The organism is Desulfobacterales bacterium (assembly GCA_029211065.1).
Lineage (GTDB): Bacteria > Desulfobacterota > Desulfobacteria > Desulfobacterales > JARGFK01 > JARGFK01.
Genome location: JARGFK010000001.1, coordinates 87,934 through 103,058, shown reverse-complemented (window position 1 = coordinate 103,058; position 15,125 = coordinate 87,934). Strand labels below are relative to the sequence as shown.

11 protein-coding genes are annotated in these 15,125 nt (G+C 52.7%); 2 read left to right on the top strand and 9 right to left on the bottom strand.

Annotated elements, in window-relative coordinates; all coding sequences use genetic code 11:
• Positions 1–77: 77 nt before the first annotated feature.
• Positions 78–2,849 carry an NAD(P)-binding protein gene (locus P1P89_00555; GenBank protein ID MDF1589973.1) on the bottom strand — a complete coding sequence of 924 codons (2,772 nt, stop codon included), beginning with the start codon at positions 2,847–2,849 and terminating at the stop codon, positions 78–80.
• Between the two features lie 265 nt (positions 2,850–3,114).
• Here P1P89_00555 and P1P89_00550 point away from each other — a divergent pair, with 265 nt between their 5' ends.
• Together P1P89_00550 and P1P89_00545 are read left to right on the top strand one after the other, a co-directional pair.
• Positions 3,115–3,885, top strand: coding sequence for an IclR family transcriptional regulator (locus P1P89_00550; GenBank protein MDF1589972.1), 771 nt, complete (start codon positions 3,115–3,117; stop codon positions 3,883–3,885).
• A 16-nt stretch (positions 3,886–3,901) separates the two neighbouring features.
• The gene (locus P1P89_00545) at positions 3,902–4,189 is read left to right on the top strand and encodes a MoaD/ThiS family protein (protein MDF1589971.1); all 288 of its coding nucleotides are present in this window, start codon (positions 3,902–3,904) and stop codon (positions 4,187–4,189) included.
• Positions 4,190–5,257: 1,068 nt separating this feature from the next.
• Here the strand turns inward: P1P89_00545 and P1P89_00540 are convergent.
• From P1P89_00540 to P1P89_00505, 8 genes are all read right to left on the bottom strand, one after another.
• Positions 5,258–6,448 (bottom strand): thiolase family protein, encoded by a 1,191-nt coding sequence (locus P1P89_00540; GenBank protein ID MDF1589970.1) that lies wholly within the window; start codon positions 6,446–6,448, stop codon positions 5,258–5,260.
• A 475-nt stretch (positions 6,449–6,923) separates the two neighbouring features.
• Positions 6,924–8,480: an AMP-binding protein gene (locus tag P1P89_00535; GenBank protein MDF1589969.1), complete on the bottom strand. Its 1,557-nt coding sequence runs from the start codon at positions 8,478–8,480 to the stop codon at positions 6,924–6,926.
• A gap of 69 nt (positions 8,481–8,549) precedes the next feature.
• Positions 8,550–10,631 carry an acetate--CoA ligase family protein gene (locus P1P89_00530; protein ID MDF1589968.1) on the bottom strand — a complete coding sequence of 694 codons (2,082 nt, stop codon included), beginning with the start codon at positions 10,629–10,631 and terminating at the stop codon, positions 8,550–8,552.
• Between the two features lie 100 nt (positions 10,632–10,731).
• Complete coding sequence (locus P1P89_00525) at positions 10,732–11,988, bottom strand: 2-hydroxyacyl-CoA dehydratase family protein (protein MDF1589967.1); 1,257 nt, start codon at positions 11,986–11,988, stop codon at positions 10,732–10,734.
• Positions 11,989–12,014: 26 nt separating this feature from the next.
• Entirely contained in the window at positions 12,015–12,806 is a 792-nt protein-coding gene (locus P1P89_00520) for an acyl-CoA dehydratase activase (protein ID MDF1589966.1), read from the bottom strand.
• Between the two features lie 97 nt (positions 12,807–12,903).
• Positions 12,904–13,851, bottom strand: a complete 948-nt coding sequence (locus P1P89_00515) for a 2-dehydropantoate 2-reductase (GenBank protein MDF1589965.1) — start codon at positions 13,849–13,851, stop codon at positions 12,904–12,906.
• Positions 13,852–13,994: 143 nt separating this feature from the next.
• Positions 13,995–14,438, bottom strand: a complete 444-nt coding sequence (locus P1P89_00510) for an amino acid-binding protein (protein MDF1589964.1) — start codon at positions 14,436–14,438, stop codon at positions 13,995–13,997.
• Positions 14,439–14,661: 223 nt separating this feature from the next.
• Entirely contained in the window at positions 14,662–15,120 is a 459-nt protein-coding gene (locus P1P89_00505; protein MDF1589963.1) for a universal stress protein, read from the bottom strand.
• Positions 15,121–15,125: the final 5 nt, after the last annotated feature.

Here is a 15,125-nt window from a genome sequence, read left to right as displayed (position 1 = left end):
TCACTTATTGAAATACCAAATGTCAAATTCTAAATATCAAACAAATTCCAATAACCAAAATTCAAAGACGAATCCAGTTAATCCCCGCCTTTTCCTGATGCCCTGGTTTTATGCGCTGGAATTATATTATCAGGCGACTGAAACGATACACCGCCCATTGCCAGTACTTCCGCCGCCTTGGCGGCTGCAGCCGATGCCCGGACAACCGAATCGGGCACGTCCATGGGAGACTGACAGAAACCGCAGCCGAAAATCCCTTCACGGGAGGTGCCAAAGGGGTTCTTTAATTGCTGCGGGCTGACGATGAAACCGTAATCGTCGATTTCAATGCCCAGTTTTTGGGCAAGCCCGGCGTTGCCGACACTCGGTATGAGCGCCTGGGCCAGAATGACCATGTCAAACTCACGGGCATCCAGTTTCCGGTTGACGGTATCCTCGAAATGGATGACCGGGTTGTGGTTGGTGCTGTTTTCAGTCACCCGGCCCGGTCGGGCACGGATGTATTCCACTCCGTACTGACTTTTGGCTCTTTGGATATACTCCTGAAACCCCTTTCCCACCGCCCGCATATCCATATAAAAGATGGTTGAAGACAGCTGCGGGTAATGTTCCCGGGCCAGAACAGCCTCCTTGGTTGCATGCATGCAGCAGACAGACGAGCAATATTTTTGATGGCGGACATCGCGAGACGCCACACACTGGATAAAGGCCAGTTTTTTCGGCTCCTTTGCGTCCGACGGACGTTTCAGGTGCCCCTGGGTCGGTCCGGACGCGCAGATCATTCGTTCAAACTGCATGGCCGTAATAACATTGGCTATTTGGCCCCAGCCATATTCGGCCAGAGCAGAGACATCGTAAAGGTCAAGCCCGGTGGCCAGAATCACAGCGCCCACATCCAGATCGACCGGTCTGTCCGTTTGTCTGAAATTGACGGCTTCCGCCTTGCAGGCCTGTGCGCACCGGTAACATTCCGAACAAATCCCGCAGGAAATGCACCGCTTGGCCTCCGCCAGGGTTTGGGCTTCCGTGAAACCCAGTTGAACTTCGGAAAAGTTTTTGCGCCGCTTGGCCGGCTTCTGCAGCGGCATGCGGTTGCGGGGAATGCGATCGTATCCCTCGGTGGGAATGTTCAGTGCCGCAGGCCATTGGACATCGCGATTTTCGCGAAGGTCGACACTGCGGATAAACCGATCGATGGAAACAGCCGCCTGTTTGCCGGCTTCAATGGCTTCGATGACCGTTTTCGGTCCAGTGACAGCATCGCCGCCTGCAAAAATATCCGGATCATCGGTCTGCAAGGTGATCGGGTCCACTTTCATCGTGCCCCAGTCCGAAAGGGTGCAGGCGCATTCCGGCCCCAGACAGGACCAGTCGGATTCCTGGCCGATGGCGGGGATAACCCCGTCCACTTTAATGATAAATTCCGTTCCCTGCCGGGCAACCGGGCGTCTGCGCCCGCTGGCATCCGGTTCAGCCAGTTTCATTTTCAAGCACTCGATGGCAATGACCTTGCCGGCCTCTCCGATGATGCGCGTCGGACTCGTCAGCGTCAGGAGCTGAATCCCCTCTTCCCTGCATTCCTCGATCTCTTCTGCATTGGCCGGCATCTCTTCGATGCTGCGGCGGTAGATGATAAAGGGCTTTTTAGCGCCCAGGCGCAGGGCTGTCCTCACCGTATCCATGGCGACGTTCCCGCCGCCGATGACCGCAATGCGTTTGCCGGATAGGGAAATCGATCTGCCCAGATTGAAATCCCTTAAAAAATCAACGCCGGAGAACACCCCCTCCAGGTCTTCGCCTTCAATCCCGATGAGCTTGCATTCCTGGGCGCCGATTCCCAGGAAGATGGCGCAATAGCCTTCTTTGCGAAGCTGCTGGATGGTGATGTCCCTGCCGACATCCACCCCGGTCCGGATGTCGACGCCCATGTCCCGGATAATCTGAATCTCGGCAGCAATAACATCTCTGGGGAGGCGATAGTCCGGTATGCCCACCGACAGCATTCCGCCGGGAATGGGCAGCTTTTCAAAAACGGTTACCCCATATCCCTCCCGGGCCAGATAATAGGCGCAGGAAAGCCCGGCCGGGCCCGAACCGATGACGGCAACCTTTTCATTTTTCGTGTTTTTTATTTCAGGAATGTATCTTTTTTCAGCATCAAGTTCCCTGTCCGCGACGAAGCGCTTGATGGAATCGATGGCCACCGGCTCATCCAGCTGTCCCCGCGTGCAGACCGATTCACAGGGGTGGTGGCACACCCTGCCGCAAATAGCCGGGAGCGGATTTTGTTCCTTGATCAACTTCAACGCTTCATCGTACCTGCCCTGGGCCGCCAGTGCGATATACCCCTGAACACTGATATGCGCCGGGCAGGCGGCCTTGCAGGGCGCTGTTCCCCGGCGGGTGATGGTAAAGGTAGACGGTACGGCCTGGGGAAAGTATTTGTGGATGGCCTTGCGTTGGCCCAGCCCTGCGTTAAAATTGTCGCTGACCGTTATCGGGCACCCGTCTAAACAGTCGCCGCAACCCACGCACTTGTCTTCATCAATGAAACGGGCTTTGCGAATAATACGGGCCTTGTATTTTCCGGTCCTGCCGGTCAGGCTGTCGAGTTCCGAGTAGGTCAGCAGTTTGATATTCTCATGATTGGCGCATTCGATCATCTTGGGCGCCAGAATACACATGGCGCAGTCATTGGTGGGAAAGGTCTTGTCCAACTGGGCCATGCGACCGCCGATGCTGGGGGTCTTCTCCACCAAATACACCTGAATCCCCATGTTGGCCAGGTCGATGGAGGCCTGCATCCCTGCAATTCCGCCGCCGATAACAAGAACTGCGTTGTGATTCACGGTTGGAATCCTCATTGGGTATAACGCCCGACAGCATTTGCCGTTCTTTCTGAAATGACTTTCAGTTCACTCTGCTGTTTCATAGTTCATTATCATGAACAATATTTTTTTGAATAATATCAGTTTCTGCTGACCTGTCAAGAGAAAACTGATCGTATCAATCCTTTTGAATTATATAAAAACAAGCATAACCATTCAAAAAAATAATATTGACAAAAAAATAAAATAATTGTAATACTAATCAAAATATTCACTATGGTGAACAATGCCGCCGAAATATCTTGCACCGTCCGTAACAAAAGCGTTTGAGATTTTGAGACTGGTCACCAAATCCGCCCAGGGGCTTAAAATCAGTGACCTGTCCAAAGAGCTGGGGATCGGTAAAAGTACGGTCCACGGCATCACCGCCGCCCTGGAAGAACTTGGCGCCATCATGCGCGACCCCGCCACCAAACGGTATCGCTCGGGGCTGACGCTTCTGGAGCTGGGCAAAGCAGCCTATTCCCAGTTCGATTTAAAAGACCTGGCCCGGCCGGTGATGGAAAACCTGATGGAAATAACCCAGGAGTCTGTCTTCCTGGGGGTGCTGAACGGCGAGCACATCACCATCCTGGATATCGTCGAATCCCGCAACGACCTTAAAATCACTTCCCCGGTGGGAACAGCCCTTCCGCTGATGGCAGGCGCTGCCGGAAAAGTTTTCCTGGCCGAAATGAATGCGTCCCGGGCGTCCCAAATCATTCAATCCAAAGGAATCCCCCGATATACGGATAATACCGCCACCGATCCGCAGCAGTATCTTTCCGATATTGAACAGGTTCGAAAGATGGGTTATGCCGCTGATTATGAGGAATATATCCCCGGAGTCCGGGCCGTGGCCGCACCGATCCGTTTAAATCGGCATTTTAGCGCCGCGATCTGGGTGGTGGGATTTAAAATGACCCTTGACGATGATAAAATGAAGGCGTTGGTAACGGCCACCAGGGAAGCGGCGGAAAGCATCAGCCGCAAATTCGAGGAACAACAGATCATCTAGCAATGGAGTAAAATCTGTGAAAATCAAAATCGAATCGCTGGGTTTGCCGGCGTTGGCAAAACTCATCGGGAAAAAAACCGAAATCGATCTTCCCGCCGGAACCGTCGCGGATCTGGTCGCTTTTCTTACAAAGCGCCACGGCCGGGAGATGCAAAAGGCCCTCCTGGATAATGACGGCAAACTGGATTTAACCATTCAGGTGATGCTGAATGAGGAAGGCATTCTAAACCGCGACCAATATTCAAAGCGGGTCCTCAAAGACGGGGAAAAGGTGATTTTTATGATTTTAGTCGGTGGGGGATAGTCCGTTGACATTCATACGATTTAATTTAAAACAACCAAAGTCGTTTGAAAATATAAAAACAATACTCCATTTCGGCTACTATTCTCTTATAACAATTTTTCTTGGCCTTGAGATACTACTCTCATATCTGTAGTTTTGATGCGGCTGCGATCTCCAGAAGATATCTCAGGTGGAAATAGTTGAATCAACCGGTATGTAGTGGCCAACTCATAGAAAATCCGCCATTCCCTTACTAACCTTCTTGGAACCTTAATGCATTAAAACAAGACCGTCCCTCTACCCATTTTTGAATTGTCTTGAATATTGGAGATTATCTCTGGCAGTTCTCTATCGTACATGACTCTGAAACACATATAATTATTGCGCGTTCAATTCATTTCGTGGTATCTTAAATTTACATTTCAAATTGGCCTCCCATTCATCCTGAGCTGGAAATTAATCTGTAGCAAATACCATCAGTATGGTTGAAAATGTCACTATTTTAGTATGAATCCAGCTTGGTTGAGTTTTTTTCGTTATTGAAAGTTTTTGCATACAGCGAGTATGGTTGAGTATGGCGGGTGTTACACATGATGATCAGAAGCAGCGGCACCCAGATTGGAAGAAAATCACTGAAAATAATGACGTCCGGAGGTCCTGAAAATTTCACACTATCAGATGTATGTTTAATCTTTCCGAAAGTTAGGTCTGTGGCTACGATCCTTAAGTCCTAATCGTCAAGCAGGTGAGCGAGGACTCCGACCATTAGTGCCCGGCTTACGGTGAGAACCTCAAAACGCATATAGCGGCTATCAGTGCTCGACAGAATTCTATAAAAATCAATAAAGAACGTCTGATCCATTCTGCACTGTTTAATTGTTTGATGGGTTCAAGTTATCTTCACATTTTGACGCTCCTTAAACAGGCACTTCCTTGCCTCCATCAACCACTCTCATAAAATAAATTTTTTAAGATATCTAATTCCATAATCAAAACTTCTATTATTCCAAGGAACAAAAAGGCTCGCTGATTGCTGCATTAAACCATGCAATCAGCGAGCTTTTTGCTGGTGAGATTTTGTTCGTATTACTATCCGACTTTCAACACCAGCCCGGCGGCCGTATCGCCGGCCGCACACCCGCCCAGTAGCAGATAGCCGCCGCCGGCCATGGCCGTTTCTTCAATCCCTTCAATGAGAAGGCGTCCGGCTGTGGGCGCCTGGGGATGCCCGAATATCAGCGAGCTGCCGTAGTTGTTGAAGCTGTTGACATCGATGTTCATCTGCCGTGCCATGTAAATGTCATTGGCCGCAAAGGGGTTGTGGGTTTTGATGGTCTTGACGTCCTTTACGGTGATGCCGGCTTTGTCCAGCGCCATCTGCGCTGCCGGCACCACTGCCATGGCCATAAACCCTTTTTTGGTGCGGGCGTATCCGAAAGATATTACCTGGACCTCTATCTTGGGGTCGGCGCTCAGTTCTTTGGCCTTTTCACGGGTGGTTATAGCCAGGCCGCAGTTGCCGTCGGCCGGATGGGTCTGGGAGCCGAACGTATGGACGCCGTCCGGTACGACGGGCCTGAGCCCGGCCAGGCCTTCGGCGGTAGTGGGCATAATGCCTTCGTCATCCTCCACCAGCTTGACTTCTTTTTTGGAAATCCTGACTTCGGCCGGAAACAGGTAGCGCTTTTTGAAGGCCTTGTCGTCGGCAAAGGCATCCATGTACTGTTCGTAGCGCCGGAGGGTGACGGCGTCGCATTCCTCCCGTTTGATGCCGGTCTCCTTTGCAACGTTTTCAGCGGTTTGAATCATGGCGTTTTTGGCCCAGGGGTCCTGACTGAAGTTGTCCATCAGCCAGTTCTCGGAAATGACTTCGCCCCCCGGCCCATTGGGGTTGGGCCAGACCGCATGGGGGCCGTTGGAACAGCGATCGGTCATCAGGCAGTAGGCATTCTGATAAAGCCCGGTCTCAACGCCCGTCGCAGCCTGAAAAATACTGGTGGTGGATGTGGTACAGGCCTGGCTCAATATCACCCCGGGAATGCCCGGTGCGCCCATGAGCGCCGCAGCCCAGGGACCGCCGTAAAATCCATGGAGCTGGTGTATCGTGATTCCCAGAAAGAGATAATCGAACATCTTGGGGTCCCAGTTCTTGCGGGTAAACCATCGGCTGGAGGTATTCGCCGCCAGCACGATTGAATTTTCATTGGCCATCGTACCCTGCCATCTGGAAAAGGGGGTACTGTAATAGCCTTGGTACGGTATGAACGCTTTTGTCAACATGATGGTCTCCTCTCCGATAAATAATCAAATAAAAAAGAATCCTGACCCAGAGGCCAGAATTTGGTTATCCTGTGTTGTTATTTCATTTACTTATTGAAATTCCAAGTATCAAATCCCAAATATCAAACGGTTCGGCTGGCTCACCGCCCTGAGCCGGGTCGAAGGGCAAATTCCAATTACCAAAATTTGATGAACTCGTAAAAAGTACTCCAATTGTCATGCCGGACTTGATCCGACATCCAGAACCGTCTGAAATTCCTGGATTCCCGCCTTCGCGGGAATGACGAAAGAGGCGCATTTTCGACTTTTTACAAGATAATCATTTTGGGAATTTGTATTTTACAAACAAAAATAAAAGGCAAAGCCTGTCAAGTAAGACTATCCTATCGGGTGCTCCAAATACATGGTCAATCAACAGGCATCGCTCTCCCCGCCTCAATCTGCACCGCAGGCGTCCTTCCTACAGATTAAACATCTAGGGCCCTTTTCCCCCTTCCCCATAGCGCTCCCTGAGAATGCGGTGGAGAATCTTGCCGGTGGCCGTTCGGGGCATTTCGTCGTCTGCTATGATCAGCACCTGCTTGGGGACCTTGAAGCCGGGCAGTTTGGCCCGGCAGACCTCGATAATGGCTGCCTGATCGATTTCCGTCTTTGGAATCACCACGGCCGTCACCCGCTCGCCCCATTTGTCGTCCGGCAAACTGATGACTGCCACGTCGAACACTTCGGGCATGCTGCCGATCACGTCTTCGACCTCACTGGGATAAACATGCTCGCCGCCGGTAATGATCATATTGTCCTTGCGGTCGACAATCTGATAAAAGCCGTCTGCGTCCATGCGGGCCATATCGCCGGCTGAAAACCACTCGCCATGAAAAGCGGCAGCCGTTTTATCCGGCAGCTTGTAGTATTCATCGAACAGCATGGGCCCCCGGGAGTACAATTCGCCGACCTCGCCCACCGGCACCTCGCGTCCGCTTTCATCGCAGATTTTGACAAAGTCCGTTCCCAAAGATTCATAGCCGATGGAGCCCAGCTTGCGCATCTGGTCTTCGGGTTTTAGCACCGTGACAATCCCGGCTTCCGTGGAGCCATAGCCTTCGTAGAGTTGAACGCCGGGAAAGAACTCCATGATGGCCAGCTTCATGTTTTTCCGAACCGGCGCGGAAGAGCACAGCAGTTTGCGGATGGAACCGACATCCCGCTTTTTCGCATCTTCGGAAACGTTGAGAATCGTGTTGTAATGAGTCGGAATCAGCGAAATAAAGCTGATCTTTTCGCGTTCGATAATCTCAAGAATTTCTTCGGGTCTGAATGATCGCGCCGGATGGACATATACGGTGGCGCCGACATAGGTAAAGGTGAAGGTAAAAAAAGTCGAGTTGATATGACACAACGGCATGACGTTCAAACAGATGTCGTGCGCGTTGAAGCCGAAATCGACGGCGTTGATCAGATAAAAGGCGATGTGGGATTCGTGGGAACGGACCACCCCCTTGGGTTTGCCGGTGGTGCCCGAGGTATAGATCAGAATCCAGGCATCTTTGGGCGCTACGCGGACATCCGGCTCATGTTCGGATGCCCCCTGCATGATGTCTTCATAATTCCGGTAGCCTTCACAGGTATTTCCGACGGCGATAAAGTTTTCCGGGCGCACGTTTTCCAGCCGGTCCCTGACGGCGCCGACAACCGCTGTAAATTCATCGTGGACAATCATGGCGCGGGCATCGGAGTTGTTGACAATGAATTCGACGTCCGGCCCCAGCAGCCTGAAATTAATGGGCACGATCACGATGCCGGTCTTGGCCGCGGCCAGATAGACCTCAATGAACTCGATACTGTTTTCCAGCAGCACCGCCAATTTGTCCCCTTTTCCAAGACCGAGCCCGCCAAGACCGTGGGCCAGGCGATTGACCCGCCTGTTGAGCTCCGGATAGGTAAATTGCCGCCGGCTGTCTTTCAGCGCAACGGTTTGCGGAAATTTTCTGGCATTGACTTTCAACTGCTGTCCGAGGTTCATCCATAATGCCATGACGATCTCCTTTCACTCAATTCAGTGTCGGTTAAACCAGTCCTGAAAGAATCGATTCAAAAAAATGGGTCAATCAAGCGAAATTCTGGCATCCACGACGACGGCCCTGTCTTCAAAAGCCAACACCGGATTGATATCCATTTCCGAAATGACGGGCAAATCGCCGACCAGTTGCGATAGCCGGCAGATGAGCTCTTTGACGGCCTCCCGATCGACACCCCGGCGGCCCCGGACCCCGGCAAGCAGTGCGGCGCCCTTTATGTCGGACAGCATCCGGTCGGCCTCGGCGTCGGTCACCGGCATCAGGTTGAACACCACGTCTTTTAATACTTCCACAAAGATGCCGCCCAGGCCGAACATGATCAGATGGCCGAGACCCGCTTCGGCTTTGGCGCCCAGGGCGATCTCCAGGCCGCCGGGCACATATTTCTGAACGAAAAAGGACAGATCGTCGGCCTCGATTTTCTGTTTCATCTTTTCAACGGCAGCCCGGACCGCAGCCGGGTCTTTCAGGTCGAGGGCCACGGCGCCCATATCGCTCTTGTGAACGACCGCGGCCGAATCCGCCTTGACAGCCACCGGGAAACCGATTTGCTGCGCAGTTGCAACCGCTGCTTCAACGCTATCGGCCGCGCCCCAGTCGACCACCGGAATTTTATAGGCAGCCAGAATTTCAAAGACCTCTGCCGCCGACAGACGCTTTCGTCCGGCGGCCGCGGCCTTTTGCAGAATCGCTTCGGCCCGGGGCTTGTCCACATCGTCAAAGATCACGACCCGTCCGGCGTCCTGCTGCCGAATCTGTTGATAGCGCACCAAAGCGGCCATGGCGCGGGCCGCCTCGCTGGGAAACGCAAAAAAGGGAACGCCGCCTTCGCGAAGAATCCTGACGGTCTCGGTCCACTGACGCCGATCGGTCATCAGGTTGCAGACAATCGGTTTCAACTGTTTTTGGCTGACCGTCACGATCTCTCTGACGATGCTGTCGGTTTCCACGAAAAAGGGCGTAACGAAGTTGACAAACACCGCGTCGAAATTGTCGTCCGCCATCATGGCATCCAGGCAGAACCGGAAATGCTCGGCCGGAGCAGTGGCCAGCACATCCACTGGATTGCGGATCGAGGCATCCGGAAACAGGCGTTCTTTCAAAAAGGCCTCTGTTTTTTCGGAAAGTGACGGCAATTCCAGACCGGCGCCCACAAAAACATCGGTGGCAATCACCGCCGGCCCGCCGGTATTGGTGATAATGCCCACCCGATTGCCCTTGGGAATCGGCTGGGTCGCAAAGGCCGCGGCCGCGGCGATCAATTCACCTTCATCCATGAAGTTTAAAACACCGGCTTTTTTAAAGATCAGATCGGTGGCCAGATCTTCTTTGGCAAGCCCGCCGGTATGCGATGCCGCCGCCTTGGCGCCCGCGGCCGTCCGGCCCGCTTTCATGGCCAGGACCGGTTTTCTGGCCGCCACGTGGGTGACCGCCGCTATGAACTCGGACGGATTTCTCAGCCCCTCCACGTAGGTCACGATGACCCGGGTTTTTTCGTCTTCGCCCAGATAGCGGATAATCTCCGGGATGCTCACGTCGCAGGCGTTTCCGTTGGAGGCGTAAATCCGTGTGCCCACCCCCATGGCGACAAATCCCTGGTGGATCAGTTCGGCAACCCCGCCGCTTAGCGCCACGATGGAAATGGAACCGGGCTCCGGAAACGTGAAGGTAAAGTTGCAGTAGGCCCGAATTTTGGGATCCGAGTTGATGATGCCCTGGCAGTTGGGGCCCAAGACCCGCATGCCGTATTGACGCGCCACGTCCATGAAGGCCTTTTCGATGGCTTCGCCCTCGGGTCCGGTTTCCGAAAAACCGCCGGAGTTGATGATGATGTGCCGGACCCCTTTTTTGCCGCAGTCTTCAAAGGCCTGGGGGGTAAACCGGGCCGGTATGACCATATGGGCCACATCGACCTGCCCCGGAACATCCAGAACGGATTTATAGGCCTTCAGGCCCCGGATTTCATCCGCATTGGGATTGATCGGATAGATGTCCCCGGTATATCCGAAATCGACCAGGTTTTTGATGATCCGGTTCCCGATATGAAGTTCTTTCGCAGAAGCGCCGATCACCGCCACCCCTTTCGGTTCGAACAGTGCGTCTATCATATGATTCCTCCTTAATGAGACTGAATGCTCGCAGGCAAACATACAGCCTGCCTTGTGACGAAAAATATCGTTCGCCCGAATATTTCATAAAATATCCGGGTTAGGCCGCCTTTCCATTTTCTTCCAGTTGTTCGATAAAGGCTTCGACATTGGTTTTGGTCTGTTCATCGGAGAGAAGCCTCAGGTCGTTCAGGTCCCCGTGTATGGTCAGGCTGGGAATGCCGGTTGTTTTCTCCAGGCGTTGCGCCATGCCGTAACGGCAATTGGTGTTGTTGGGGCAGGTTTTGGCATCGTGGTAGATGATGCCGTCGCATTGAAAGAATGCCAGCTTGTCCTGGATATATTTCTCCTTGTAAGCGTCGGAACGCACGATAAAAAGTTCCGTGTAAGCACGGGCCATGCTCTCGAAGGGATTGCCCGCATCGAGCGCACTAAATATCCAACTGCTGCAGTAGGTCGACGCGATCACATTGGCCTGCAGGCCGGCGAACAGCTTGGAATGCATACTCAAGCGGCCCCATACGGGCATACCGTCCCAATAAAGCCGATAGCGTTCATCTTCGATGGCGCCCTCGCCGGCCGCAACTCGCTCATTAAGTTCTTCGAGGAGCAGCTGGTAGACATCGATGGCCTTTTGGGTTCCCCGGCCGACCACGGCGGGCCCCATCAGGGTCGTACCGTCGAAAAACGTCAGCGGGGACGGGCGGGCGGCCGCGGCCGCCAGGCACTTATCCCACAGATTTGAGCATTCGCGCGACAGGGCCACCGCGTTTTTAAATTCATCCATATCCAGCTTGCGGCCGGCGACGTCTTCCAGCGGCTGGACGATATTCTCCATCTGCCGTGAAATGGATGTGATGTGCACCGGGGTAACCTCGGGAACGTTTCGGTAGGTTTCGATGCCCACAACCGGCACGTTAAATCGCTTGGCATACCAGTTGAACCAGTCCTGAACGTCGCGGCACTGGTTGGTGTTGTATACCAGCACATCGGGTCGAGGGATGCTTTCAATCCCCTTGAAAATATTTGCCAGCGGCGTGACGTTTTCGAGAAACGCTCCGATGTCGGCAGTAAGATAGGAACAGATCTCCGGGGAATACCCCATGGCATTGGCCTTGGGGATCAGGTCCGTGGCCATGCGGGTGCTGCCGAGCATGGCGGAATGCGTTTCCGGAAAATAAATCAGATATCCCATCCCCCTTAGAATTTCAGCCGGGCCCACGCTGGTGCACCAGGCGATCTTCTGTTTCCCGGATTTCGAGGCCGCATCCAGTTCGTAGTAGTAATCGGCCATGAATTTTCCAAGATCTTTCGCGGCATTAAGCCGCCGGATGATGACTTTTTTTTCTTCAGACATAATATTCCTCCATGGTCGCTGACAGTTTAACTGCTGTTTTCAATGGCATACAAAGCGGCCCCCACCGCACCCGTCAGTTGAGGATAGTCGGGAACCAGAATACTGCGGCCGATGATCTCTTCCATCATCCGGACCAGAAAGGGATTGTGGGCCACCACGCCGCCGGTCATAACCACATTCTCGCTCAATGAATCCATTTCCGAAACCCGCTTGATCACCGAGAAAAAGAGCCCTTTAACGATATCCGCGACTTTTCTGCCCTGGCGGATGTTCTGCAGCACTTCCGTGGCGGAAAATACCGTACAGAAACTTCCCAGTTTCACCATGTCTTCCGATTGCCTGGCCAGACGATCCATGTCTTCAAGCGGAATGTCCAGGCGGGGAGACATCTCTTCGAGAAAAGCGCCGGTTCCGGCCGCACATTTGCGATTCATCTTGAAACCGAGACGTCGACCGGCCTCGTCCAGTTTGATGATCTTGTTGTCCTGGCCGCCGATATCGATAATGGTGATAGCCTTCGGAAAGTAGAAATAACATCCTTTGGCATGACAACCGATTTCGGTACGGGTATCGTCGCTGTAAGCTACGTTTTTACGACCGTAGCCGGTGGACACGGTTCGGGCAATATGGCTCTCGTCGGCGCCGGCCATGTGAAGGGCGTTAGCCAGGCAGCGACGGGAAGCTTCGCCGAAATCGGTTCCGGAAGGCCGCACTTCCCGACCGAGCAGGTTTTTGTGTGCATCCATCACCACCGCCTTGGTTCTGGAAGCGCCCACATCAACGCCGATATACAGGCGCTTGCCCTCTTGTGTTTTCATTTGGTTCGTTTTCCAACGAATGCGAGAGAATACGGATCAAAAAGATGCAGCCGTCAAGCGATCACAGCCTTGAAACAGAAACCATCGAGACCGGCATCTACAGTCTTGATTCGAGTCCCTTGACCAGAGAACGAAGGGTCACGTTATAGGGTGTCGTCACACCGGCCTGCTCACCGTACTCAATAAATTTTCCGTTGATAAAGTCGATCTCGGTGCGGCGTTTATTTTCGATATCCACCAGCATGGAGGGTTTGTGATTGCCCGCGCTTTTCATATACTCCATGCAGTAGGGATAAAAATCCCATCCCAAGCTGATTTCATTGGCCCGGGCCACCTTGACACATTCTTTAACCAGAGAATCGATAATCTGGAAGACCATCGGGTCGCCCATGGCCTGCGCCATCGTCATACCCGTTACCGCACAAACGGGATTCATGCAGGCATTCAGAATCGCCTTGCGCCAGACCATTGTTACGATCCGATCGGTGTGGTTTGTCGGCAGGCCGCTCCGGGTGAGCGCCGCGGCAATGGCAACAGCAGCATCGGAAGTATCCGGATCCAGTTCCTGAATATGATGGGGGGGGTGATGAAACGGCATGTGCACGTGCCCCGGCTTTAGAAGTCCGCATCCATAATTGACAACGGCGCGCAGGACCGGTTTTTTGCCGAGAGTCGCAGCAATGGCAAGCTCCGTATCGATCCCATTCTGCCAACTGACGACATACATGCCCTCGCAATGGAAGCCCTCTATGGCTGAGGCGATCAGCGGAATCGCGTTTGCCTTAACCGTCAGAAATATGACATCCGGCGGGTCGTCGGCAAGTTCGTCCACCGTGTGGCATGTTTTTGCAACCGGATGGCGGATATTTTCGGCGCCTTCAATAATAATTCCCGGATTCACTGCCGGCGCTATCAATTCAGGTATCACATCACAGAGGGTAACTTCATAACCCCCTTTCGATAGAAAGGCTGCAACGATACATCCCACCGGCCCCGCACCCACCACCGCAAATTTTCGGGGACGAAATTTCGACTGACTTTCCATCAAGACCCCCTTTTTGCTATACGTAAATGATTCGCTGAACCCGAAGAGCTGTAGTTCGAGACCTTTTCAAAACATCCACTTTGGCCCCATTAAGGTCTCAATTCTTTTATGGCCTGATCAAGCCGGCAACCATTGAGGCTTTGTCAGCCGTTCGTTTCTAAAATGCCGAAAGCTTTGGCGTCCAGAAGTTTGATGCCGTTTTTTTGCAAGACATTGATGGCCGCGTCGTTGTCGCTGAATCGAAATATCATCACGGCGTTTCCGACTGAAAATCCGACAAACGCATAGGTATAAAGAACATTGATATGGGCATCCAGCAGCGATTTCAGCATCGCCGCCAGGCTGCCGGGTTTATCTTCGATCTCCGCCGCGATGACTTCAGTGACCATCGCCGGCATTTGCATCTGCATCAGGATTCGTCGACTGGTGGTGATGTCCGAAACCAGAAGGCGCAGCTGGCCAAACGCACCGGTATCCACCAGGTTTAAAGCTCGCAGGTTAATACCGGCATCGCCCAGTGCTTTGGTTACTTCGTAAAGGCGCCCCGGTGAATTCTCAATTGAAATGGTAATTTGTTTTAATTTCATTAGGCCTCCGCTCTGACCGATCTTAATAAAATTTCATCCTGGCATGATGTGCAGGGGTCGTGACAAGTGCATCAAAGAGAAAAAAATATAGTAAATCTCGGACGATCCGTCAAGCAAAAAGGATATGAAAAAACCGTCTCCCTTCCTATCCACCGGCCGCTCCGGACGATTGCTTGATGCGAATTTCAAAGTGAATTCCACCCTGTTGTTGCAGCTGCAGGGTTTATTCCTGCTGCGACGGCATCCGGATCGACAGCACCGGGCAGTTTGCATAGCGGATCACCTTCTCGGTCACGGAGCCGAACATAAATTTCCGCCAGCCGGTAAAGCCATGGGTCGCAATGATGATCATGTCCATATTTTCAGTATCCGCCAGTTTGACAATCTGGGTAGCCGGATCACCCTGGATGACCACCGTGCGGGACTGGATACTTTGCGAAACTTTTTCCTGCTGCATCTTTTTCAGAGATTTTACGGCGGACTGTTCCATCTCTTTTTCATATAACGGCAGATTAAAGCTGGTGGGATCATCATGGATCGGGATTACCGGAATAGGCGTTACGACATGGACCAGAATCAGTTCGGCCCTAAAATGTGTGGCCAATTCACAAGCCACCTTGAGCGCTTCATGGGATGGCTCGCTGAAATCAGTCGGACAACATATTTTTTTAATGGGCAACATGTCGT